This is a genomic window from Ruegeria sp. YTSA105 (genome assembly GCF_059610225.1).
This window is the reverse complement of the sequence record NZ_JBXWNE010000017.1, coordinates 63,144-87,286: the sequence shown is the minus strand read 5'-3', so window position 1 is coordinate 87,286 and position 24,143 is coordinate 63,144. Positions and strand designations below refer to the sequence as shown.

Sequence of the window (24,143 nt, the reverse complement as noted above, 5' to 3'; positions counted from 1 at the left end):
CAAAGGTATTCCTCTCGGCCATCGCTCTCGCTGCTACAGTCCTATTCTGGCTGTAAATCAATGAGTCTGGAGCCTAGTCGTACGTTCCCAACCAAGTTTTCTTTTGGCTCGACCACATTTACTTGCTTCGGAACTTAGTCGGTGTCATTCCGGTTTGACCTCGGAAAAAGCGAGTGAAATGGGACTTGTCGGAATAGCCGAGCATCAGACCAATCTCCGCAATTGTCATCTGGTCTTCTTTGAGGTGCTCTTTGGCGACATCGACACGCAGCCGTTTGATTTCACGGGGTAGCGTTGTGCCTTGTCGCTGAAGCGCTTTCAGAAACCGTTCCGGTTGTATTCCCAGCATTCCAGCCACCATCTCAGGTCCCAAATCGGTTTCATCTAGTTTGTCGCGTAAGACAGAGCGCAAAGCTGCCACCACGGTTACTTCTTCCTCTTGTTGAGGTGAAGCTATGGGCTTGGCAGAGCCCTCAGAGACATGGTGCAAAAACAACCATCCCACAGGAAAACTAATTTGCATTCCGGGATCAGTCCCAAGGCCAACCTCGATCCCTTTGTAGTCGATAGGCAGCCCATTGATGTATCTGCTTTCCCATCGCACACGCGAAGAATCCCAAGAATCTCCGACGACGGTCTGCAATAGGCGTACATAGATTGCGGCACCAAAACCGGTCACCTGAATGGGTGGGACAGTTGGTTCCTGTTGCCTCTCGATACGATAAGTCGCCTTGTCTGCTTCAATCACAAGGCTGTGCCGCACAGAATTGGACTCCTGCGGTACGAGCCCAACAAAGCGGGTAAAAAACTCGAATAACGTTTTCGTAGATTGCAAGGCTTGAGCGAAGGGCGGCCATCCTTGTAGGTCAAACGCCTCCCCTACATTCAGTCCTAGGTATCGATCTCCTGATACTTCTGAGAAGGCATTCACCAATCCGTAGACCAGCTCTGAGTGAACGAACACGGATGGGTCAGACAACAGTTCGGCTTTCAATCCGACCTGGTCCAATGCTGGTTGCGGATTGATCTTGCGTTCGGTGAGATATTGCAAAAACGGAGCGGCTAAGGAGAGGCGAATAAAGCCCTCGCTATGCTCTTGAGAGGCGGAGTTGAAAGGCAAGCTCGTCACCCTTGTGATGATTAGTATTTGTATTCAGTGGCCATTTTTACGAACACATTCGAACATGCTAATTCAAAAGTGGCAACCGAGGAAAAGTTTTCCGGACTACAGTTGGCAAAACATGAATATGAAGGGAGTACTTATGTCCGGTCTACGAATGTCGCTTTGCTCGACCGTAATTGTCGCTGCAGGTCTTTCTTTTTCAGCATCCGCGCAGGCTCAGGATCAAGAAGAACCCCAAACGTTGTTTACCAACGTGCATATCTTCGATGGCGTGAATGAACAGCGTATCGAGAATGCCAGCGTATTGGTCGAGGGCAACCTGATTAAGTCCGTATCGACCGATGCGATCGATGCCCCCAATGCTACAGTCATTGACGGAGAGGGGCGGACACTGACACCCGGGTTTATTGAACTACACGCACATCTCATGCTGATGGGGCCGACCTTGCCTGCGATGGAGGCCAACACGACCTGGGAGGACTTTGCCATACACGGTGCGCGGATGGCCGAGATGTATTTGATGCAGGGTTTCACCACTGTCCGGGATGCTGGTGGCGCTAATGGCGGACTACGTAGGGCGATTGACTCGGGGCAAATCGAGGGCCCTCGTTACTATCCATCTGGGGCGTTTATCGGAACACGCGGTGGTCACGCTGACTTCGCGAATTTCACAGCACCACCTGGTTCGGAGACAAACATGGGTCGGCTGAACATGGCTCAGGAGGTCAGTGGTGTTGATGACGTCTATAAATTCGCACGTAACAACTTTCGTATGGGCGCGACGCAATTGAAATTCATGCAATCCGGTGGTGTCGTGTCGGCATTCGACCCTTGGCAATTGCTGGCCGGGTCGCCCGAAGAAATCAGAGCCGCCGTGCAGGTCGCGAATGAATATGGCAGCTATGTCATGGCGCATTCCTATCGTAAGGAAGCTATCCTGAGTGCGCTCGACGCAGGTGTTATGTCAATCGAACATGGTTTTTCTTTTGACTGCGAAATTGCCGAAGTCATGAACGAGAAGGGTGCGTACATTACAACAAACCTAACGGCATTTGACCCCGGCCTTCTCGACATTCCGGCTGTGGCGAATGTTCCGGCGAGCCTTGCCAAGGCAAAGTCTGCCTCGGCCACATTTGCAGGCTATATCGACAATATGAAAGAATGTCCGGTGAAGCGGGGTTTCCAGACAGACTGTGTTGGTTCGGTAGAGGCGTGCAATATCCAGATTGCCTACGAAAAACACTTAAACAATGATTTCTTCGGCCCCTATACGTCCATGGTCACGTTGACATCGACGGGTGGCGAGGTAGTCGCTCTATCAGGAGACTTTATGAACCCTTATACCGCAGGAAAACTGGGTGTGATCGAGGAAGGCGCCTATGCAGACATCCTGCTGATCGATGGTAACCCACTAGAAGACTTCTCGGTTGTTGGCACGGGTGATCAGTGGTTTGGTGCCGATCCGAGGCCGGAAAGCCCTGAAACGATCCGGCTGATCATGAAGGACGGTGTGATATACAAAAATACACTGAATTGACCCCAAAACTCGACCGGAGAGTATTCATGTTCCTTTGGTTTCGTTCCGTCTTGCTCGCGGGTTTGGTCTGTTACGGTCATTCTGCCATGGCAACGCCAGGAGCAGCGCTGGACTGGGCAGACCTCCCGGCCCCATCTGTGCAGGTCTTTGAGGATCCCTATCGGGACCTCAGCCCCGAACAGTTCGAAGACGTCCTATTCGTTGTGCGGATGCGTGGCAGGCTGCAGCAAGACATTGGCAGCGCGGAAGAAAGACTGAAATGGCAGGAGCTTCTGACCGAGACCGAGGATGCCTTGGCGGGAGTTGGCGTTGATGTCGATTGGCTGCTCGATCAAAGAGAGCTTGTGAAAGAACGGCGAAGAAAGGCAGGAACAAACGGAAATCCGCAATTCGACGGTCAAACAATAACAATCGCGGGCTTTGCCATCCCGGGCCCGAGCGATCCAGACGGGCGATCTGTGGCGTATCTAGTGCCAGAACGAGGAATGTGTAGCCACATGCCCCCGCCCCAACCCAATCAAATGATTCGCGTGCGGTTGAATGGCGACTGGACGCCCAGCTATTTCCACGAACCCGTTCGGCTGACGGGCACGCTGACTATCGATCCCACTGTTCAGAATATGATGGTTGTGGACGGCCTCATGCCTATGAGTGCGACATTCCAGCTGGAGACGGAACATGTCGAAACTCTGGAAACCGAAGCAGACAGGCTGGAATGGAAGCAGCGTGCCGCTGATCGTATCCGAGCGGCGGGCAATCGCAAGACCGGCGGGGCAAAGGCGTCTGAATGATAAGACTTCTCGTTGTCGTACTGAGTATTGTCTTTGCCGGCGCGGCGTCGGCTCAAGGTCTGTCCGGGCCCTCTTCGGTCGAAGCTGATCTTGAGCCCGGAGATGGACTGACCGATCCACAATATCGTTCCGATTTTCCGCGCAATACCGCACCGGGTTGGTTTCAGTGGAAAGACCGACTGGCGGAGAATGGGTTTCGGTTCAACATTGATTACTTGGCATTGGGCCAAACCACGAACGCGGATCTGGGGGAGGGCGAAGCTGCCAGCGGAATTGCGCGGTTCTATGGCAGTTGGCAGGCGACTGAACAGGGGTCTTTGACATTCAAGATCGAAGACCGGCACAACTATACCGATGTTGCCCCACAGTTTCTTGGTCTGGATGGTGGAGCCCTTTCGATCACGGGAACAGCCTTCAACGATAATGGTTTGCTATTGACCAACCTGTTCTGGACCCAAAGGGCCGAGAACGGTTCGTGGACGCTGCAAGTCGGCCAGATTGATGTAACGGACTTTGTGGACATTTATGGGTTGGTAAGCCCATACAGTGGTTTCCAAAACCTGTCTTTCAATACCAACCCGACAATCAACGCACCCAACCAAGGCCTTGGCATTGCGGGCGGGATAAAGCTGAGCAAGAACCTCTACGCTGTCGCGAGCGTCTCAGACGCAAACGCCGACCCGTCCGATCCAAACTTTGATGTGTTTAGCGACGGCAATCTCTTCAAGTCGCTCGAACTTGGGTACACGTCCGGCTTTGATCGCATCTACTTCGACAATATCCATCTGACCCTCTGGCATGCGGATGCGGCTGACGATGGCAGTCGAGCAGAAGATTACGGCGCAGCGTTTTCCGCCGCATGGTTTGTTGACAATAAATGGATGCCGTTCTTCCGTGCAGGGGCCTCGAAGGGAACCGCAGCGCTTTATGAACGGTCGATTTCTGCCGGTCTCGGTTACTATGGTCGCAACACCGATTTGGCCGGTCTGGGCCTAAACTGGGCCGAAGCAAGAGGCATAGATGGCGATCAGTTCACGCTTGAAGCTTTCTACCGCTTTTCAATCTCACCCGGACTGCAGATCACGCCATCGGTACAATTCATTTCCGACCCGCTTCTAAATCCCGATCAGGACCGGATTACCCTGTTCGATCTAAGAACCCGGATCGTTTTCTAATGCGGGGTGAATGCAATAGGTAAGTGGCAGTGCCAAAGGGCGACTAAGTGAGATCAACAGGACTTTGCAAAGCCCGCTTTCTGCGCGTTGCCACCCTTAGCGCGGACTGCAGCACCCGGTAGCTTTGGGCTCTCCCGGCACCTTCGCCGCGAGATCCATGAACGACCGTTTCGCGATGGAGCGCCTTTCGCGGCGCGGCGCACGAACTGGCAAGACGCGGGACAAATCTGCCATTCGGCCTCGCGGTCTGAACGGCAGGTTTTTTCCAAGCAAGTTTGATTAGCTCATAGCGTTATGCATAGTCAGGCGCGTCCAACGTTTCAACGTTCATGTTCCCTTCGACGGCAGCGACGTAGGCCTTTGCAGTGTCTGCCGCCGATAAGCCCGTGCTTGAATCCATGCCCATCATCTCCATCGTTTCCTTGACGAAGACCGGGCTGACGGTGTTCACCCGTAGTTCGCGATCAAGTTCGAGTGCTGCTGCCTTGGCAAAGGATTCCAGTGCCCCATTGGTGATGCTGATCACCACCGAGCCCTGCATCGGTTCTCGTGACAGTATGCCGCAGTGAGCGTGAACGATCCAGCATCGCTGATATGTCTCTGTCCAACGCGGACAAGGTTGATCTGGGCCATCAGCTTGTGGGGTCGATTCAGGCTGAGTGCAAAATAGGGCGGTAAGGAGATTTCTGAAAAGGTTGGTACGTAACCGACCCTTCACCGCGCCAAGCCCGAACTGGAAAGACGCGGACTTTCCGGACTTGTGCAGCTGCGGCTTTCGCTCACGCAGAAAGCATTTGCGTCCGCAGCGATTGCTGTTTGTCGGCGCAACGAATTTCCCGTTTTCAGACATTCGGACAGGCACAAACCTGTGAAATCCAAGCAGCGCAGGAAGCCAACATGGTCTCTCTGTTTGAAATGGGGTCGAAAGAACAAAGAATGTTCATGGACTTCGCACGGCGCTTCGGCGCGGCCTTGAGGAACGAACAGCTACATTGAAGGGCAATCGATGGACAGCGAACCCTCCATCGATCATCGACCTTTAACCCCGGCTGAGGATTTCTTGCCCCAACACCGCCAATATCTTCTGCCCGTCCTCGCTGGTCCAATTGACCGCGAGATCGGCGAGAAGTGCACTCGTCGTGGTCAATTCGACTCCGCCGCGCTCCATCTTCCGAAATGCCATCTCATCTGTCAGCGATGTGGGCGAGCCAGAGGCATCCACGACAGCCGTCACCTCAAAACCCTCGGCAGCAGCATCAATGGCGGGAGGTGCAAGGCACACATCGGTGGTGATCCCCGCCATGATGAAATGCTTGCGGCCAGTACCACGCACTGCATCTGCGAACGCACTGTCATCCCAAGCATTCACCACACCGGGGCGTTTCACCCGGGCCGCATAAGCATCAGGTGCAAGCTCTTCCAGCGCAGGCATCAGCGGCCCTTGCATGTGTTCTTCCATGCTGGATGTCATCACAAGAGGCATTCCAAGATCAATAGCAACCCTTGCAAGCGCACGTGTGTGTGCTTCGATCAGATCCCGATCAACAGATTTGGCCCAATTCATTGTACCGATTTGATGGTCAATCAGTACCATGGCGGCATTTTGGGGGCTCGGTTTCTTAGCGGTCATCACTTTTTCCTTTCAGTTTCAGTTTGATAGCGTGAGAGGTGGTAAGTCGAAAATCAGCAGTTCCAGATCTGGCTGTGTCACAAGCGACAGCGTCTGTGTGTTCACAATCCCGACCCCGTCACCCTTGGTTAGGCGTTTTCCGGTAATTTCGCCGGAGCCGTTGATGACAAAGGCGTAGATGCTGCGCCCTTGATCTGCGGGTTGAAATGAGAGCGTCTGAGAGGTCGTGAACAGCCCGTAATTCATGCGAACATCTTGCTGTGCAACCAAAGACTCCTTGTCCCCCGTCGGCGACAGGACAAGTTGGAAGGCATCGGTGTAATCCCCCGGATCAAGTTGCTTGCGCGCATAGTCGGGGTTCAGACCAAGCGAGTGGGGCTCAAACCAGATCTGCAACGCGCGCATTGGGTCGCTTGAAGAAGCATTGACCTCATTGTGGACGATGCCTGTCCCTGCAGTGATCACTTGGATGCCTTTTGAAGACATCCGGCCATTGTGGCTCGGAACATTTGGATCAATGTGTTCCACGGAGCCGTCGACCAGAAACGTCACCACTTCAACATCTTTGTGCGGGTGAAGGCCAAACCCCTGAGCACCAGGTGCAAGCGTGCCGTCGTCGATCGTGATCAATGGGCCAAACCTTTGCCGGTCGGTTTGCAGATGCGGCTTGAAAGACAGCTGGGCAGTCATGAATCCAAAGTCTTTGTGCTCGCGACTATCGGCTGGATGGAATATCAAATCTTGTCTCACGATACGGCTCCTGTACGTCCTTGTTGCGAAGAACCTAGCTAGGCCGTTAGTTCTGGAAAATAGCTCTTTTTTAAACTATCGTTCGAATTTATGAACGATAGGCATTTCTCCTGCACCAAGGCCTTTGTCGCCACGCTCCGAGCCGGATCAATGAGCGCTGCTGCAGCTGATCTGAAAACAACAAAGTCGGCTATCAGCCAGAAGATTGCCGTGCTCGAAGCCGATCTTGGACTCACTCTGCTGGATCGATCTGGCCGATCGGTCATGGCAACGTCTTCGGGCAAGCGGGTTTTCAACATTTGCGTCGCATCGGTTGACGCCGCAGCGCAGGCCGAAGCTGAGCTTGGCCTTAAGAGAGGCGACAGGGTTGAAGGGCGCGTTTCGCTCTCGGGACCGAACAGTCTCCTGGAGACAATTTTCCTGCCCATGATTGAGGGGCTGCAGCGCGAATATCCGGAAATTGAGTTGGAGTTACACGCAGACGATGCCAGATCGGATTTTTCAACCGACGATATAGACCTTTCATTTCGGACGGGCGAACGAGATAGAGGACGAGACGTGGCTGTGTCTCTCCCGGTTGCGCCGCGAGCGCCATTCGCAAGCCCGAAATTTCTACATCGTTTCGACGCCTTGAGAACACCATCAGACTTGCCAGGCCTGCCGGTCATCTTGCGTACTCAGGAAGCGCCAATTTGGTCGTTTCGAAACTCAGACGGAGTGCAACAAGACATTTGTCCAGAGCCCGCCATCCGAGTCAATACAATGGAATTGGCCCGTGCGGCGGCAATGCTCGGGACCGGAATCGCGATGTTACCTGAGCAACTGGCAAAGTCAGACGTCTCAGCCGGAACACTTTTTCGTTTGCTGCCGGATTGGTCGCTGAAACCGGTCAAGGTCACATTGCTTTGTCGTGCGCAGCGACTTTCAATGCCCGCTGTCGCTGCTGTCCGCAAGCACATCATCGAGCAGTGCCGATCTCAATCAGGTTCGTAGTGCACGGAATGGTCCGCTTTTGTACCGCTCAGCGGCGCTAGCAATGATGCGGTCGCGGCGGTTTCCGCGCTGCGAGCGCACGCAGCGAGAAATAGACATGTCGGCTGTGGGCTCAGAGCGGACCTCGGAGGCAGCGCGGCATCATCCTCAGTTGAGCCGCAGATATAGGATAAGTCTGTCCGGGGAAGGGGGAACTGCGCTCAAACTCCGATTTGCGCAACAAAGCCCATCTACCTGATCAAAAAGGCGGCGAGCAGCGAAAGTCCAATCCGAATATTCAGTCTGCGGTGACGATACCCTGGCGAAAGTCGTCAAAGATGGCGTTCACCACGATATGGATTTTTGGGCGAGCTATCTTGTCTGGATGGAGACCGCCGTTGGTTACGAAGCAACCAACGGCAGATATCTAAAGCAGGCGGGTCGCTATACCACCGTCAACGGCGACCGGAGAACCCGTCACGAAGCTTGCCCGGTCTGACAGAAGGAACAATGCAGATTGGGCAATCTCCTTTGGCTCCGCCATGCGTTTCAGGGGATGCAAGTTGGCAATAAAGTCGTGCGTCGCAGGATCATCGCCGGCCATGTCGGTTTTAGTACCACCCGGCAAAATAGTGTTGATACGGACCCTCTTGGCCGCATGATCAGATGCCAAAGATTGTACGAGCCCAATCAGTCCAGCCTTTGATGCGGCATAAGCCCCCATGCCGGGCATTCCCCCATTGCTGACACCAACAAAAGTTCCGGTGAATACAATAGACCCGCCACCGCGTTCCTCCATTGCCGGAATCTGCGCTTTGGCCGCAAAAAATGCACTGTTGAGGTTTGTAGCAAGAACCGACTGCCAGTTGCCGGACTCCATTTCGGGAATTGGACCCATCTCGCCCATAATGCCCGCATTGTTAAATGCGCCATCAAGGCCGCCAAACTGCCGTTTCGCCAGATCAACAAGATCCCTGGAATATGTTTCGTCCGTCACGTCGCCCGCAAGGTAAACGGCGCGTCCGTTGCTTTGGGTAATCTGCCCGACGAGTGTGTTTAGCTGAGCTTCCCGGCGGGCACCTAACACAACATTCGCCCCTTCCGAGGCAAACAGAAGCGCTGCTGCAGCACCGATTCCGCTGCTCGCGCCGGTAATGATGATGGTTTTGTCTTTAAGTTCCATGGTCATGCCTTTTTGAAATTACATGCCAATCACCTAAGAAATGATGCGAGTGAATCGCGACCCGGTTCTTGCGGGTGTTGAGCTACTTGAGGTGAAAGCGCAAGAAACGGATCAATTGGTTGACCTCAAACGGGAGCCGCCGTTCGTTCGCGGTAGCGAAATCACTTTATTGGGATCAGTACCAACGCTGTTGCAAGTGCAATATCTAGCGATTGAGCCTACGAGAACGGCCCATACCGGCCGTTGGCCAATGGGTAAATATGCTGCGGTCGCAGCCCGCATTGCCGACCTTCACCGCGAGCGCGAACCCTCGGCTCGCCGAACGCACACATCGCGGACAAAGCTGCCTATCGCGGCAGCGCAGCAAGTGCTCGCTGAGGGAGATCTGCCTGCAAAAAACCTCTGCATTCTGAAAAAAGTTGCATAAGTAGGTGTCATTTCTGTGAAAAGCAATGCGGACGTTTGACCGCCAAAAATCAGCCTGTGGTTACAGCGTTTTCTTGATTAGCGTCCCGTATCTAAGCATGATCCCGTTATGGCGGTTGAAATCGACAAATGGCTGAACGATCTCGAACTGGGTCAATACTCAGACGCTTTTGCACAGCATGATATCGACGCGCGCGTACTGCCACTACTGTCAAACGACGACCTTAAAGAGCTTGGGGTTAGTCTGGGCCATCGAAAAATCATCCTGGCAGCGGTTCAGGAATTGACTGGTCAAAAGCACTCGTCTCAATCGCCGCAGGCCGTAGACGTGGATGCAGACGAAGTCGGCCCGGTCCCCATTTCGGATGAATCGCAAGGCGTGACCTTATCCGCAAGGAAGCCTGCTTCATTAGCGATCGCAGAGAGGCGTCACTTAACAGTTTTGTTTGCTGATCTCGTCGCCTCGACTGAGTTGACTAACCGGTTTGATCCCGAAGACATGCGCGAACTGCTGCAGAGTTACCAGGATGCGGTTGCAGGTGCAGTTAGCAGGTATGGCGGCTACGTCTCGAAGTATTTGGGCGACGGTCTCCTGGTGTTTTTTGGCTGGCCTACAGCCTATGAAGATCATGCAGTTCGCGCTTTAAAGGCTGGTCTTGAGGCCGTTCGGCGGGTCAGAGATCTTAAAGCACCTGACGGTGAGCGTTTGTCGGCCAGGTTAGGTATCGCGAGTGGCGACGTGGTAGTTGGCGATACGATCGGTGAAAACACCTACGAAGAAGGAGCCATGACGGGGCCAATTGTCAATCTGGCAGCGCGGCTTCAGGAACACGCAGCACCGAACTCAGTTGTTTTATCTGCTGAGGAGACCGAAGAAACTTTGCATCGGCTATTTGAGTTTAGGTCTCTTGGACAAACCGAGCTGAAAGGTTTCAAAGAACCACGGACCCTTTTGACTGTCGTATCAGAACACAGCGCGGAAAGCCGGTTTCGAGCATCTTATAGGGACGAAAGTGGCAGCGTCATGATTGGTCGCGACTACGAAAAAGGTATCCTTTTACAATCATGGCTGCGTGCGCAGAACAGTCAGGGAGAGGTTGTTCTGCTTGCCGGTGAAGCAGGGATCGGTAAATCGCGATTGGCGGAAGAGTTTCTCGCTAATGCTGTAGCGACTAGCGAAGCTGATATTATCAGGCTGAACTGCTCTCCTTACCTTATCAGTAGCCCGTTCCACCCTGTCGCCCAGAGGATTTCTCAGGATGCTGGTGTGGGGACAGATTTTGATGACGACCAAATTCTCGACCTTGTCAAAAAAATGTTGGAAAGCCGAGAGGGCTTGGAATGGGAAAAGGTTCTGCCCGTCTTTGCCGCGCTGGTTGCGCCTCACAGTGCTCTTGCCCGAAGCGTTCTCGATATGTCACCGCAGGAGCAACGTGACCTCACGATTCAGACGTTAATCCACACGGTTCAGGTGCGCGCAAGCACGCGTCCTGTTATTCTTTGTGTTGAGGACGCGCATTGGATTGATCCTTCCACCCAAGCTCTTTTGGATCGCTTCAAAGCAATTTGCGCAGATCTGCCTTTGATGATTTTGATTACCCACAGGCCCGGCTGGGAACTTGCCCATGATGACGGGGAAGCGCACGTACATACGCTCCAGCTGCGTCGGTTCGATACGACCCATGTCTCGAACCTAGTTCGCCATGTTACCGGAAAAGCACCCGACGATGCTCTGATTGCCACAATCATTGAGAAGACGGACGGCGTGCCTTTGTTCGTCGAGGAACTGGCCCGGGCGATTGTTGAGGCGGGTGAACACGGGCAAGTCCACATACCCGCGTCTTTGAAGGGCACACTGATGGCACGTCTTGACGCGGTCTCGCCAGAGGCTAAACAAGTCGCGTTAACAGGAGCCGTCATTGGACGGGAGTTCGAGCCTAGCTTGCTGGCTTCCGCAATAGGTCTTGCGAGTGCGGAAATTCAATCTCGTATAGAAGAGCTGTCTCGAACGGGTTTGATCTTTGAAAGCGGGCACAATCGAGGGTATTTCGTTTTCCGTCATGCCCTTATTCGCGATACCGCCTATCAATCCATGCTTGGCTCAACCCGCAGACAACAACATGCAAACGTGGCCCGTGCTTTGATGCAGTTGCGGTCAGCTGAGATTGAACGTCGGCCCGAGTTGGTTGCCCGCCATCTTTCAGAGGCCGAAGAATGGCGTGCTGCGTTCGACAAATGGCAGACGGCAACTGAAATGGCATTGGCGCGATCCGCCAGCCAAGAGGCGATGGTCAACGCCAGGGAAACACTCAAAGCGGCCGAAAATCTTGGATCTGATAACGGTGTCGAAACGATCAAAGCCAAAATCCTTATTGGTCGCAGCCATGACAGCCTGGGTCAGTTGCCGGAGGGGATAGCGGCCTTGAAAGATGCCTCGGACGCCGCCCGTGGAATACACGATGTGGCGCTCGCCGCTGATGCTGCGAACCATTTTGCGGACTCGTGTATGATGTCGAGTAAGAGACACGGCGAGGCCATTGAACTTTGTGATAGAGCTCTGAACGACCTCCCCGACGATGACGAAGTACGGCAGTGCAGATTGATGAGCCAACTTGCACGGGCACATATGTTTGTCGGCCAGTTTTCTGAAGGCGCTCGCTATGGTCAGCAATCAATGGAACTGGCCGCGAAACTAGGGGACTATAAATCCCAATTCTCGGTGATGATGATGCATTTTGGGGCGCCATTCGTCGCGCGCAAAGGAAGAGAGGTACGTCATTGGCGTGAAAATCTTGATGCGATGCATCGAGTGGCCGAAAACCTAGGGAGTATTGATCAGGGTCGGGACCGGACACTCAGTCTTTTTGTCGGGGCCGAAATGGCCGACCGCGACTTGATGGATCATTCACTCGAATTGCTGACGGAGATTTCGGAAAAGGACAATCATCTGCAACTCTACTGGGTGCAAAAGCACGCACGCGCCATGGTTGCAATTATGGATGGCGATTTTGAGCAAGCGGAGATGCATGCCAACGAAGCGGTGAAAATCGGTCGTCAGACACATGGAGAACATGTTGAGGGCGTCTTCGGTGTTCAGATGTTTACCATCCGCCGCGAACAAAACCGGCTGCACGAAGTTGCACCGGTGATCAAGAAGCTGATGACAGATAGCCCGGAAGACATTTCTTGGAAACCAGGATTTGGCCTTATTGCCGCCGAGTTGGGATACAAGGAACCAGCTGAACGCATTCTGAATGAAATGGCAGAGAATGGCTTCGATCTTCCGCTTGATGCTATGTTTTCAACTACTTTGTCTTATCTCGCTGACATTTGTGTCGCAGTCGAGCATCTGGGACATGCTGAGACCCTCTATGACATGCTGACCCCATACGAAGAGCTGACGATCACCGCTGGGGCAACAACAGTTTGCGCCGGGGCGGCAGCAAGACGTCTAGGCAATCTGGCAGCGGTGCTAAAAAACTGGGACGCCGCTGAGAGGATGTTCCATAAGGCCATCGAAATAGACACGCGCATGAAGTGCCCACCGTGGATTGCGCACAGCAAGGCCGCGTATGCATCCGCGCTAAGGCAACGGGGCCGAACGAATGATTTGAAACTAGCGTTTCAACTAGAAGGGGAAGCGTTGGCAATTTCACAGCAATTGAGTATGGTTTTCCTTAGGTCAAAGCTCGAGGGAGTAGCTGTTTAAAGTCATTTACATGCTTGGGGGAGCATTATGCCAAGGTACATAATTGAGAGAAATTTTGCCGAGCAGCTGAACGTTAGCGACGACGACAAAATTCACATCAAAGAGATCAATGACGAAGTCGGGGTCGAGTGGATTTTCTCGTTCCTCAGCGCAGACAAGCGCAAAACATACTGCCTGTATGAGGCCCCTGACGAGGAAAGCCTCAGAAAGGCGGCCGAGCGCCTTAACATCCCAGCCGATGTCATAACACCCGTGGATCAGATAGATCCCGGAATATTCACCTGAGTATTCGCAGTTCTAAAACCTAATCCGAGGCGATTTAACTGCGGGACAACGCATCGGAAGTCACAACTATATGAGGCAGCCGCGCAAGAAGCCTGATCTGAAAACAGGGAGGCCTATGCATGTACGACATAAAAACACTCGACGGAAACACGGCAACTGTGGATCAAGGCGCTTTGGATGCGCTTAATTCCTCGCTTCGCGGCGGCGTCTACTTACAGGGCACTCCGGAATATGAAGGCGCAAGAACAACATGGAACAGCATGTTCGAACGTCACCCTGGGTTCGTGATCCGCGCGATGGGGGCGAGCGACGTACAGAAAGCTGTAAACTTTGTTAGGGACGCCAGCCTCATAATGTCGGTCCGATCAGGTGGGCATCAAATTGCAGGGCACGCTGTTGCAGACGAGACCGTATTACTCGATCTTTCCCAGATGCAATCGGTACACGTAGACCCTGTCAACAAGACTGCTCGGGTTGCACCGGGTGCATTGCTTGGCGATGTAGATCGCGAAACCCAGGCTCATGGGCTTGCTGTCCCTGTCGGCATCAATTCGACAACTGGTATCGCTGGTCTGACCCTTGGCGGCGGCTTTGGGTGGACGACGCGGAAATTCGGAATGACGATCGACAATCTTCTGTCGGCAGAAGTTGTGACGGCAGATGGGACGATTGTCTGCGCCTCGCCCACAAGCCATCCGGAGCTTTTCTGGGCCATCCGCGGTGGAGGCGGCAATTTCGGCGTCGTGACCTCATTCGAGTTCCAGTTGCATGATCTTGGGCCCGATGTTTTGTCGGGTCTGATCGTTCACCCGATCGAAAAGGCGCCAAAGCTGCTTGCAGAATTCGCAGCCATTGCAGATGACTCACCCGATGAACTGACCGTCTGGAGCGTGATGCGAAAAGCTCCTCCTCTCCCGTTCCTACCAGAAGAGTGGCATGGGAGAGAGGTGCTGATTTTTGCAGCTTGCTACAGTGGTCCTATAGGCGATGGTGAAAAAGCCTTGTCGGGTTTGCGCGCGCTAGGAGAACCGATTGCCGATGTCATCTCACCTCACAAGTTTGTAGACTGGCAAGCAGCATTCGACCCTTTGCTTACACCGGGCGCTCGGAATTATTGGAAAAGCCATGATTTCGAAGCGCTTTCCTCGGAAGCAATCACAGGTCTTCTCGAGGCGGTTTCCAGCCTTCCCGACCCTGCTTGCGAAGTATTTATTGCGCATGTAGGTGGCGCAATGGCACGCATTGAACCCCACTCAACAGCTTATCCGCAACGATCAGCACACTTCATAATGAATGTTCACACACGTTGGGAAGACCCGAGCAAGGATGATGAGTGCATTGCGTGGGCGCGGGGACTTTATAATCAGATGCGGCCTCATGCGACCGGTAGCGCGTATGTAAACTTTATGCCCGAAGACGAAGCGGATCATATGGCTGGTGCATACGGCCTAAACAGCGGGAAGCTTTCGAAAATAAAGGGCAGCTATGATCCAAAGAACCTGTTCAGGATTAATCACAACATAGTGCCTGAGTAGGGCCATCCGATTTGGAAAGGCCGATCTATTCGGACGCTTAGAGCTTATGCTTGATATTTGACAACGAGTATTCTGTTACGCGTTAAGACCACCAAATATTTTTCGCGTCAAAAATGTCGACACTGTCTTTTCCACTGTCAGGCGAATTCCGTGTTCCGCTGCGACGGCAGGGATTTGTTGACCAATTAGCCGCTTTGGGCTCGATGCTAACGCCGGAGCTATCGTGGCATCTTTTCGACTGCCTGACCTCGCTCAGGTGTGAGCGGCCCTAAGCTGCCGTCCAGCGTACAGCGCAAATGTCGCGGTGCGGCCTGTCAAACCGGACTTTCGCCGCGAGTGCAAAATTTGGAGGTACTCGACTTAACAGTTTCGGGATACTGCCGACTTTTGCAGGCGCAGCTTTTGCTCGCGCAGAAACTCTTCGCGACAGCGGCAACCAGATCGCTGCGATGCCGCCAATACCTCGCAAGCAATCGTTGATTTTCCTTCCGAATGCTATTTCCAGAGCGTTCCTTACCAAGAATATTGGCACGAAATCCATTTGGATGACCTGCTATGTGTTGCAACCAAGTAGTATCCGTGTTGATCAAGAGCAGTTTTCGGACCATTTGCGCCGGTCTCTGAGAAGTGCGTTTGCAACGACGACGAGCTTCCTCATGATTGCAGTCAACGCGACCTTTGGCGGTTTTCCGGCTTTCACCAATTGATCGTATTTTCGCTTTGCACTCAGATCGTGGCGGATCACACAGAGCGCGGGCATGTACATGGCGCGGCGAAAGAATGCGCGCCCGCCCTGGATCCGTTCCTTGCCCTGCCATTTGCCCGATTGACGTGAGATCGGAGCCAAACCAGCGAGGCATGCGGCCTGTTTCCCGGTCATCTCTCCCAGTTCGGGCATTTCGACGAGCATCGAAAAAGCTGTGACCTTCGAGACGCCGGGAATGCTTGTCAGGATGTTGAACCGCATGGTCAGGTCAGCGTCCTGTGCAACGAGATCCAGGATGGCCTGGTCGATCTGTTCGAGATGCTTCTCAACTTGAGCCAGTCGCTCTTTCAGGTGGCGTTTCAGCAATTTCTGGGTGGTTGTCTGCATCCGTGTACGCACCGCGACGCGATCTTTGATCAGACCACGCCGAGCTACCATCAACTCTTTGAGAGTGTTGAGATATTCGGCTTTGGGTGCTTGTGGCTCGAGCTCCAGAACGGTGCCCATCTTGGCCAATATCGCGGCATCGACCCTATCGGTCTTCGCAATCTTCCCTGTCGCTTCGGCAAATCGGCGGGCTTGTCGTGGATTCACCCTGGAATATGGTACAGCTTCTTCAGACAAGCTGTTTTCCAGCTGCCTGTGGTACACACCTGATGCCTCGAACACGATCAAACCGGCGTTGCCGATTTCAATCCATCGATGCAACGAACGTAAGCCCCTGCCATCATAAGCGAACCGCCTATGTTCAGATCGCGCCATGCTGTAAGCGTCGAGCCAGTCTTTCGATACGTCGATCCCAATGGTATCTTGCATCTGTCTTTTCCTCACCTCGTCTTGTCATGCGGGCTTTGCGCCCCTGTATCCGTTCAGGTCGATAGAAAAGACGGGGGCGATCAAACTACTTGCCGGTCCTTGCACGACCTGAAATGTCGCGATCCGTCCCCCGCCGCTGACCGGCATATTTGAGGTGCCGGTCAGCAGCTCCGTTATCGCATGGGAGCCACGCATCAGCCTAAGACAAGAAATGTCTCTCTGTCCGCAACGCAGTAATGCCTCAGGTGAAACGGAACGTTTGCGCTGCCAGACAGGGTAGAGCTTCCGACATCGGAACCTTGGTAGGCTGCGCGCATTTTCGGTCTGCGAGCGCCCTCGGATTTCATCAACATAGTGGACCCGTCAACTGGAGCAACCAGGACTTTCACCAGTGCGAAAACCGCTTCTCAAAAAACTCTACGATGCTAAATGAGAAAAGCCTTTTGATTGAGGTTCTCATTGCGATGGCGGATGTCATTTTCGCGGGGCTTCCGTCTTGCGGATCGTACCCGATTTTCCGTTTTGTTTCGGCGATATCCCAACGCATGCCAGGGTTGTCTGACATAAGATTTAGGGCGGCAAACGCGACGTCCTTTGCGTCTATCGCTGCGCGCATGCCGTTTAGGAAATCCCGATCGCTCAGCCACATCTCCTGTCCCCAACGACCCATCGCCATATGCGGTCCAGGCTTGTTGTCATGGGTCCATTGGGTCCAGCCGATGCGTAGGCAGATGATCGAAAGCCCATGATGTTGCGCAAAGTAAGCGCCGGTCCGTTCGCAAAACAGCTTTGACATGCCGTAGGCATTCACGGGCCCTGGAGGCGTGACGCTGTTCAACGCATCAGTGGTGAAACGCTTGTCCCCGTGGACCCAGTTCGAACTGGCGAGAACCACACGTTTGACACCCATCGCTACTGCATGATGGTAGAGCGTAAGAGTTGCATCCATGTTGTGCTTGATCGCCGATGACCAGCTTGCAGCAGGCTCACGGTCTCCGGCCAGATGGACGATCACATCCACGCCTTCCAGAAGTTTGATCCAGATAGGTTCACCAGACAGATCCGCGATATGAATATCCGGGTGATCAACCGGGCGAATGTCGATCCCTGACACTTTGTAGTCAGGATCCGCCTCCAACACGTCGAAGAGTTTTCGACCCAAATGCCCACCTGCACCTGTAATCAGGACATGCATGATAGTAACTCCCTATTCGAGCCAAGAATTGGTGGATTGCTGTCTGGCCAAATTTCAAAGTCCTGACGAAACCTGAGCGTCTCATTCCGCGCCAAATCAGATTTTGGCGAGTGCCATTCGGCCTCACAGTAGGAATAGTCACCCGAATTGAATACCTCGACGGGATACTGATGCATAAAGCTGTCGCTCGGTGCTGGCGGGTGTGTTGAACAGAGTATCCAGGGGCCAGTTTTGCCGATCTTGATAAGCGTTTCCCCATCTGGGTTAGGAAGTCCAACCTTGAATTCTTGTTGTTTGGCGCAATCTGCAATGACGCAGTTTGCCGTCAGTTCAACCATTGATCCGGAGTGCCCAAAAACGGGATAGATTTCGGGATCGCCCATCGTAATCCCGATCGTGGCGGGCGTATTGATCATCATGACTGACCAAATGCCTGTTGCCCTGGAAACGTGACCGTGATTGGTCACACTATGCTCAATGCTCCACGCAGCGGCTGACTTCAGGGTGATGCGCCGCGCCACGGACAGGTGCGAGACAGGACAGATCTGGCTTGTCAATTCGACATGATCCTCATCTCGTGAGGTGACCAGAAAAGGGTCACTGTCGAGTGCCGTAAACGGGGCGCTATCCTTCCAGGCCGTGTCCGGAGCTATCCAGGTTTTTTCTCCGCCCCAGAGGGGGAAACCAAACTGCGGGGAGCGTGTTGGCAAGTCGGCCAGATCAATTTCATCAACCGGCAAGTGTACCAAGTCCGGATTCTGAAAAAGCAGCGATTGCTCTTGGAAAGTAACGCCCCACAAACGGCCACCAATTCCGGGCAGGATAACAAGCTCCAATCCGCCTCTTGTTAACTGCAGAACGGACCATCGATCAGACATGAGGGGTTCCCGGCGGTGACCCGGCACAAAACTTCTGCGCCGGGAAAACGATTAGACGTGTTTGAATTGGGCGACGTTTTGCGCCGTTATCGGCATCACCCCAGTTTCGACGCGTTCTGGCAGTGGATTGATCCCGGCGGCCTTCCAATCCGGCAAGACTTTCAGTGCGTCCGTGTTCTGCCAGTGCATCATGTGGAAGGCGAGGAAGATCTCGAGGTAGGATTTCTGAGCTACCGCACCGTGGATCGTGCCGTCTTCGATATAGGGCAGCATGTCATCGTTGCGGTCCATCGCAACGATCTTGATGTCCTTTCGACCAGCTTCGGTAACTGCGATGGCTGCGCCTTTCCCGCTGTCGCCGTCCGTACCGCCAATGCCAACAATGTCAGGGTTGGCCTGGATAGCCTGAAGGTAGGCCGTCGGAGCGTATGACGGATCGGCTTTATCGTTGACAACGTCAACCACCTCAATGTCAGGATATTTCTCTGCAAAGATCTGTTTGTACCCTTCAACACGCTCCAGTGTCGACGGCGCTGGGAATGTACCAAGGATGACTTTTCCCTTTCCACCAATAGCTTCGGCCAGCATCTCGCCGCCGACGCGGCCAGCCTGAACGCCGTTGATGCCCAGGAAAGTGGATCGGGGGCTGTCGGGGATGTCGCCAATGCAGCAAGTAACTGGGATGCCAGCTTCGACCGCACGCTCCACGCCGGGCGCTAAGGTCGCGGGATCGCCGGGGAAGATCAGGATGCCAGCGGGGCGGCGGGCGATCAGTTCATCGAGCTGACGTGCCTGTGCGGCCGTGTCGAAGTCCAGCGGACCGGTGAACGTGGCCTTGATACCCATCAGTTCTTCGAGGTCTTCCATCGCGTTGCGGTAATCCACCCAGAACGGCACCTGAGTCACGATGGAGAGAAATACATATTCCTTACCAGCCGCCTGTGCCATGGCTTCCTTCGACAGGATTGGTAGTCCGAAGGCGGCAGCCAATCCTGCGGTAGTGCCCGCAGTTAGCAGCCTGCGCCGATTTACAGTCATCTCAGTCATCGTGATCTCCCTTTTGGATGATTAGTAGTCTTCGGTTTCTTTTGATTGAGGTCAGCCCCGTTTACTGCGGATCAGCATGTCCAATGCGACGGCTGAGACGAGCACGCCACCGATGACAATCATTTGCCAGTAGATCGAAACGGCTTGCATGGTCATTGTGTTGTTGATCAAGGCAACGAACACGACGCCGAGGAATGCGCCGAGAATTGTGCCTTCGCCTCCGCGCAACGACGCACCACCGATAACGGCCGCAGCCAGCACCTGCAGCTCGATTCCATTACCTGCTGTCGGCGTGCCGCTCATCAAACGCGAGGCCAGCAGGACCCCGGCCAAGGCCGCCAAAACGCCCGTGAGTGCATAAAGAATGATGCGAACGCGTGTTACGTGGATGCCTGAAAGCATCGCCGCTTTTTCATTTGCACCGATGAAGTAGACCTGCCTGAAAAACCGGGTGTGGCGCACTGCCAGGTCAAAAAGGATCACCAAAACGAGGGTCAGCAACACGATCACAGGAAAGCCGCCAATGTCGGTCTTGCCAATCCAGCCGAATGATGCGGGCAGACTGGAGACTGAGAAACCCTCGGTCAAAACTAACGCGATGCCGCGTGCGATCGACATTGTCCCAAGTGTGGCGATCAATGGGTTGATCCCGAGTCCCGTGACAAGCAAACCGTTTACAACCCCGACGACGCAGCCAAGGATCAGGCCGCAGATCACCGCAAGCGGGATCGGCATACCGGTCAGCAGCAACAATGCAACAACCGTGGAAGAAAGTGCCATGACCGAACCAACCGACAGATCAAAACCACCAGAAGCCAGCAGAATGGCCATGCCGATCACAATGATTGCTGTTGGGGTCATGCCCACGGCCACGGCTCGGAAATTCGAGAGGCTGAAGAAATAGGGATTAACGTTGGCCATCACGATGATGATCGCGGCGATCAAAACGATCAGCGTCAGCTCGCGGATGTCAACGAATGCCTGCAGGACGCGGCGCATAAGTGACCGTTTCTCGGAAATGTTGGCTTGAGCGACCATGGTCACGACGCAACTCCTTTGTGTTGGGATGGCTTTGCAGCCGAGCGGTAGGCATTCCCGGCGGCCATTTGCAGAAGTACGCTTTCACTGGTGTCTTCGGCGGCGATGTCGCCCATCAGACGACCCTCGTGAACGACAAGAATGCGCGAGGACAGCGAAACCAATTCCGGAAAATCGGACGACACCACCAGAATCGCCATTCCTTCTGCCGCTTGGCGGAGCAGCTCTGTATGGATCTGAAATTTCGCGCCCACATCGACGCCTTTCGTAGGTTCTTCCACGATCAGAAGGTCAGGTGTGCGTTTGAGCCATTTGGCCAGCATGATCTTTTGCTGATTTCCCCCCGACAGAGCGCCGACGTCTTCAGTGATCCCACTGGCTTTGACGCTAAATGCATCAATGGCAGCGTTGCTGGCTTTCTCTATTGATGCCTTGCGCATGATGCCCAGGTTCGCGTGTTCAGAAAGACTTGCGGCGATCAGGTTGTCGCTGAGCGATTGTTCGAGAAACAGACCTTCGGTCTTTCGTTCTTCCGGTACAAAGCCTATGCCAAGGCGCATTGCGTGGCGCAGGGAAGTGAGCTTCACGGGCGCCCCGCGCAGCTCGACAACCCCCTCGGCTCCCGGCATCAATCCAACGATTGAGCGGACAATCTCGCTTCGGCGCGCTCCCATTAGCCCGGCCATGCCGACTATTTCGCCGGCCTTAATCGAAAATGAGATGTCTTCGAATTCACCTGAGTGCGTCAGGCCTTTGACGGTAAGGACATCGTTCCCTTTGACATGGGCTGATCTGATGACATCACCAGGATGTGCGCCCCCAATCATCTCTGCAACCACTTGTTCCTGAGAGGTTTCTGCCACTGGCAAAGTGCTGATCTGGCGTCCATCCCGCAAAACGGTAATTCGATCGGATATTCGGAATATCTCGTCCATGTGGTGACTGACATAGACAATGCCGATACCTTTTTTTGTGAGCCTGCGAAGTACGTCGAACAGCGCGTCCACTTCGTCAGGAGCCAACGCTGATGTCGGCTCATCCAGCAAAAGAACGCGTGAATTCAGGGATAGCGCCTTGGCAATTTCTACAATCTGGCGGGAGCTGATTGGCAGGTTGTCGATGGGGATCGAAACGTCGATATCCAGTCCGAACTCTGCCAAAAGCGCTTCGGCACGGCGGCGCAGTTCCGGCCAGTCGACGACACCCAAACGGGTCGGAGCTCGTCCGGCATAGATGTTTTCAGCGACAGAAAGAGCCCCGGCCAGGCTGAGTTCTTGAAACACGCAACTGATGCCAAGCGATTGAGCGTGCGACGGATTCTCAATTCGGCGTTCATTGCCGTCACACAGAATTCTTCCCTCTGACGGTTGATGAAGTCCGTAGAGCAGACCCAGACACGTGGATTTACCGGCGCCGTTTTCACCGCAAAGCGCATGCACTTCACCTGGGCGCAGTTCGAATTCCAAATGATTAAGAACAACGTTTGCACCGAAGTTTTTGCTAACCGCATCCAATCGGATCAGGGGTGGCGCGTTTCTCGGATCAAGAATCGAAGCTGACGTCATTGTATTCCTCCCAAGACTTAATTGGCATCTGAGATATCAGATGTCAATTACTTTGTGGTGAAGCTAATGACGGCATGAAGAAGGGCAGCCCTTCGCAGGACTGCCCTCTGAAACGAGTTAGCGTTGATTAGGAGGCCTTCGCGCCCTCAAGTACGATCGAAGCACTTTCATAGGCCTGTCGAGTTCGATCAATGTGCTCAACCAGAAGCAGTTTAATCTTCGCCATATCACCTTGACGCACCGCGACCGCGATTTTCTGATGTTCTTCGAATGAAAGCTCTGTGTGCTGCGGTAGCTTGGATAAATGGGTCCGCAATGCGGCGATCTTACCAATGTAGCGCGTATAGCTTGCGGTCAGATAGTCGTTCCCGGCGTGCTCAAAGATCAATTGGTGAAAAGCGGTGTCCAGAGCCAGGTACTCTCTTTCATCGCGGCGGGATCGTGCGCGCGCCATGTCTTTCACAACTCTTTCCATACTGTCGGCCAGCCCATCAGGGTCCCTTGATAGTGCCAGTTCAAATGCGGCGGTCTCAATGGCCTGCCTGAAGTCGCAGATTTGCGTTACTTCAGACCCGGAAAGGGAGAATACGCGTGCACCTTTTTGCGGTTCGATACTAACGAGCCCTTCATCACGCAGTTGGGCCAACGCTTCGCGAACCGGCGATTTGGAGACACCAAGTTCCTCGGATATCTTACGCTCGGAAAGTATCTGGCCCATCTTTAGCGAGCCGTCGATGATACTGTTCCTCAAATGCTCCAAGGCAAGTTCTCGGAGAGATTTGGGTCGTTCAAGGGCCATAATCGGGGTCTCCAAAAAAATGTGTTGCATGATGGAAGATATCTGATACACCAGATAAGGCAAGCTGGAATATCAGATATCAGATTGACTGGAGGGGAGCCAGTTTGAAATGCGTGCAGAGTTAGTTCTTGATTGCAGGAATGAGCATGGGGAGGGGATCTTCTGGAACCCTGCTGATGAGCTTGTCTGGTGGACCGATATCGAAGGCCGCGCGCTTTGGTCGTACGATCCGTCGACTTTGAAGAGCGCCAAGCACCCTATGACAGAGCGTGTCTGCTGTTTTGCCCCTCGCGCAAAAGGGGGCTTGATCGTTGCCTTTGCTGATCGGGTCGTTCTGCTTGATCTGGACACAAACGTGGAAACGCTTGTTGCCCGCTTCGAACCCAACAATGCAGAGACGCGACTGAACGACGGACGGACGGATCGGCAGGGAAGGCTGATCGTCGGTGGGATGAATGAGGTGTCCGGAGCCCACGATTCGTCAGTCTTGTGCATCGACACAGACCTGTCCGTGCGGACAATCATCGAAAAGGTGTCCTGTGCAAACTCTGCCTGTTTTACCCCAGATGGCGGAACGATGTTTTTTGCGGATACACCAGACCGGGAAATCGTAGCCTTTGATTACGACACCGCCACTGGTTCGGTTTCTGACCGACGCATTCACGCTTCATTCAAGGACGAACCGGGGCTGCCCGACGGGTCCTGTGTCGATGCCGAAGGTGGTGTCTGGAACGCCGAGTGGGAAGGTCGCCGCGTTGTTCGCGTAGCCCCGAACGGCGCGATTGACCGGGTCATAGAAATTCCTGTCTGGAAGCCCACCTGCTGTGCCTTTGGTGGCCCGGAACTCGACACGCTCTTCATTACGACCTCGCGCCTGATGAGTGACGAGGACGCTCTATCAAGAGAACCGGAATCTGGCGGCTTGTTCGCAGTCAAACCCGGCGTTTGCGGCGTGCTCGACACGCCATTCAACGGATAATGAA

At 53.9% G+C, this 24,143-nt stretch carries 21 protein-coding genes; 9 read left to right on the top strand and 12 right to left on the bottom strand.

Going from position 1 to position 24,143, the window contains the following annotated elements:
* Positions 1-118: 118 nt before the first annotated feature.
* Complete coding sequence (locus tag AC2FH2_RS17715; protein ID WP_271951637.1) at positions 119-1,120, bottom strand: AraC family transcriptional regulator; 1,002 nt, start codon at positions 1,118-1,120, stop codon at positions 119-121.
* On the opposite strand from AC2FH2_RS17715, the gene AC2FH2_RS17710 reads away from it, so the two are divergent.
* From AC2FH2_RS17710 to AC2FH2_RS17700, 3 genes are all read left to right on the top strand, one after another.
* Positions 1,110-2,660, top strand: coding sequence for an amidohydrolase family protein (locus AC2FH2_RS17710; protein WP_271951639.1), 1,551 nt, complete (start codon positions 1,110-1,112; stop codon positions 2,658-2,660). The genes AC2FH2_RS17715 and AC2FH2_RS17710 overlap by 11 nt on opposite strands.
* 86 nt (positions 2,661-2,746) lie before the next feature.
* A complete protein-coding gene (locus AC2FH2_RS17705) occupies positions 2,747-3,451 on the top strand; it encodes a DUF3299 domain-containing protein (RefSeq protein ID WP_496824657.1) in 705 nt (234 codons plus the stop codon).
* The gene (locus AC2FH2_RS17700; protein ID WP_496824655.1) at positions 3,448-4,626 is read left to right on the top strand and encodes a carbohydrate porin; all 1,179 of its coding nucleotides are present in this window, start codon (positions 3,448-3,450) and stop codon (positions 4,624-4,626) included. Before AC2FH2_RS17705 ends, AC2FH2_RS17700 begins: the two co-directional genes overlap by 4 nt.
* A gap of 292 nt (positions 4,627-4,918) precedes the next feature.
* Here the strand turns inward: AC2FH2_RS17700 and AC2FH2_RS17695 are convergent, their stop codons facing one another.
* The 3 genes from AC2FH2_RS17695 to AC2FH2_RS17685 all read right to left on the bottom strand — a co-directional run bounded on the left by AC2FH2_RS17695 (position 4,919) and on the right by AC2FH2_RS17685 (position 7,006).
* Entirely contained in the window at positions 4,919-5,476 is a 558-nt protein-coding gene (locus AC2FH2_RS17695) for a Rossmann-fold NAD(P)-binding domain-containing protein (RefSeq protein WP_496824653.1), read from the bottom strand.
* 189 nt (positions 5,477-5,665) lie between these two features.
* Positions 5,666-6,256, bottom strand: a complete 591-nt coding sequence (locus AC2FH2_RS17690; protein ID WP_496824651.1) for an isochorismatase family protein — start codon at positions 6,254-6,256, stop codon at positions 5,666-5,668.
* An 18-nt stretch (positions 6,257-6,274) separates the two neighbouring features.
* Positions 6,275-7,006, bottom strand: coding sequence for a pirin family protein (locus AC2FH2_RS17685; RefSeq protein ID WP_496703994.1), 732 nt, complete (start codon positions 7,004-7,006; stop codon positions 6,275-6,277).
* Positions 7,007-7,096: 90 nt separating this feature from the next.
* Between AC2FH2_RS17685 and AC2FH2_RS17680 the strand changes: the two genes are divergently transcribed.
* On the top strand, positions 7,097-7,999 hold the full coding sequence (locus AC2FH2_RS17680; protein WP_496824648.1) for a LysR family transcriptional regulator: 903 nt from the start codon (positions 7,097-7,099) through the stop codon (positions 7,997-7,999).
* Between the two features lie 406 nt (positions 8,000-8,405).
* Here the strand turns inward: AC2FH2_RS17680 and AC2FH2_RS17675 are convergent, their stop codons facing one another.
* Positions 8,406-9,161 carry an SDR family oxidoreductase gene (locus AC2FH2_RS17675; RefSeq protein ID WP_496824646.1) on the bottom strand — a complete coding sequence of 252 codons (756 nt, stop codon included), beginning with the start codon at positions 9,159-9,161 and terminating at the stop codon, positions 8,406-8,408.
* A 49-nt stretch (positions 9,162-9,210) separates the two neighbouring features.
* Here AC2FH2_RS17675 and AC2FH2_RS17670 point away from each other — a divergent pair, with 49 nt between their 5' ends.
* From AC2FH2_RS17670 to AC2FH2_RS17655, 4 genes are all read left to right on the top strand, one after another.
* Positions 9,211-9,588 (top strand): hypothetical protein, encoded by a 378-nt coding sequence (locus AC2FH2_RS17670; protein WP_271951656.1) that lies wholly within the window; start codon positions 9,211-9,213, stop codon positions 9,586-9,588.
* Positions 9,589-9,696: 108 nt separating this feature from the next.
* A complete protein-coding gene (locus AC2FH2_RS17665; RefSeq protein WP_496824644.1) occupies positions 9,697-13,296 on the top strand; it encodes an adenylate/guanylate cyclase domain-containing protein in 3,600 nt (1,199 codons plus the stop codon).
* A gap of 27 nt (positions 13,297-13,323) precedes the next feature.
* On the top strand, positions 13,324-13,581 hold the full coding sequence (locus AC2FH2_RS17660; RefSeq protein ID WP_142640326.1) for a DUF4242 domain-containing protein: 258 nt from the start codon (positions 13,324-13,326) through the stop codon (positions 13,579-13,581).
* Between the two features lie 119 nt (positions 13,582-13,700).
* Entirely contained in the window at positions 13,701-15,116 is a 1,416-nt protein-coding gene (locus AC2FH2_RS17655; protein ID WP_496824642.1) for an FAD-binding oxidoreductase, read from the top strand.
* 586 nt (positions 15,117-15,702) lie between these two features.
* Here the strand turns inward: AC2FH2_RS17655 and AC2FH2_RS17650 are convergent.
* From AC2FH2_RS17650 to AC2FH2_RS17620, 7 genes are all read right to left on the bottom strand, one after another.
* Positions 15,703-16,638: an IS110 family RNA-guided transposase gene (locus AC2FH2_RS17650; RefSeq protein WP_480432957.1), complete on the bottom strand. Its 936-nt coding sequence runs from the start codon at positions 16,636-16,638 to the stop codon at positions 15,703-15,705.
* A 385-nt stretch (positions 16,639-17,023) separates the two neighbouring features.
* Positions 17,024-17,833, bottom strand: a complete 810-nt coding sequence (locus AC2FH2_RS17645; protein ID WP_496824639.1) for an NAD-dependent epimerase/dehydratase family protein — start codon at positions 17,831-17,833, stop codon at positions 17,024-17,026.
* Complete coding sequence (locus tag AC2FH2_RS17640; protein WP_496824637.1) at positions 17,821-18,669, bottom strand: hypothetical protein; 849 nt, start codon at positions 18,667-18,669, stop codon at positions 17,821-17,823. Before AC2FH2_RS17640 ends, AC2FH2_RS17645 begins: the two co-directional genes overlap by 13 nt.
* A 93-nt stretch (positions 18,670-18,762) precedes the next feature.
* Positions 18,763-19,758: a substrate-binding domain-containing protein gene (locus AC2FH2_RS17635; protein WP_480514254.1), complete on the bottom strand. Its 996-nt coding sequence runs from the start codon at positions 19,756-19,758 to the stop codon at positions 18,763-18,765.
* 51 nt (positions 19,759-19,809) lie between these two features.
* Complete coding sequence (locus AC2FH2_RS17630; protein WP_496824659.1) at positions 19,810-20,796, bottom strand: ABC transporter permease; 987 nt, start codon at positions 20,794-20,796, stop codon at positions 19,810-19,812.
* A gap of 2 nt (positions 20,797-20,798) precedes the next feature.
* On the bottom strand, positions 20,799-22,361 hold the full coding sequence (locus tag AC2FH2_RS17625; RefSeq protein WP_496824635.1) for a sugar ABC transporter ATP-binding protein: 1,563 nt from the start codon (positions 22,359-22,361) through the stop codon (positions 20,799-20,801).
* Between the two features lie 127 nt (positions 22,362-22,488).
* Entirely contained in the window at positions 22,489-23,190 is a 702-nt protein-coding gene (locus AC2FH2_RS17620) for a GntR family transcriptional regulator (RefSeq protein WP_496824633.1), read from the bottom strand.
* 79 nt (positions 23,191-23,269) lie between these two features.
* Between AC2FH2_RS17620 and AC2FH2_RS17615 the strand changes: the two genes are divergently transcribed.
* On the top strand, positions 23,270-24,139 hold the full coding sequence (locus tag AC2FH2_RS17615; protein WP_496824631.1) for an SMP-30/gluconolactonase/LRE family protein: 870 nt from the start codon (positions 23,270-23,272) through the stop codon (positions 24,137-24,139).
* The last annotated feature ends 4 nt before the right edge of the window (positions 24,140-24,143 follow it).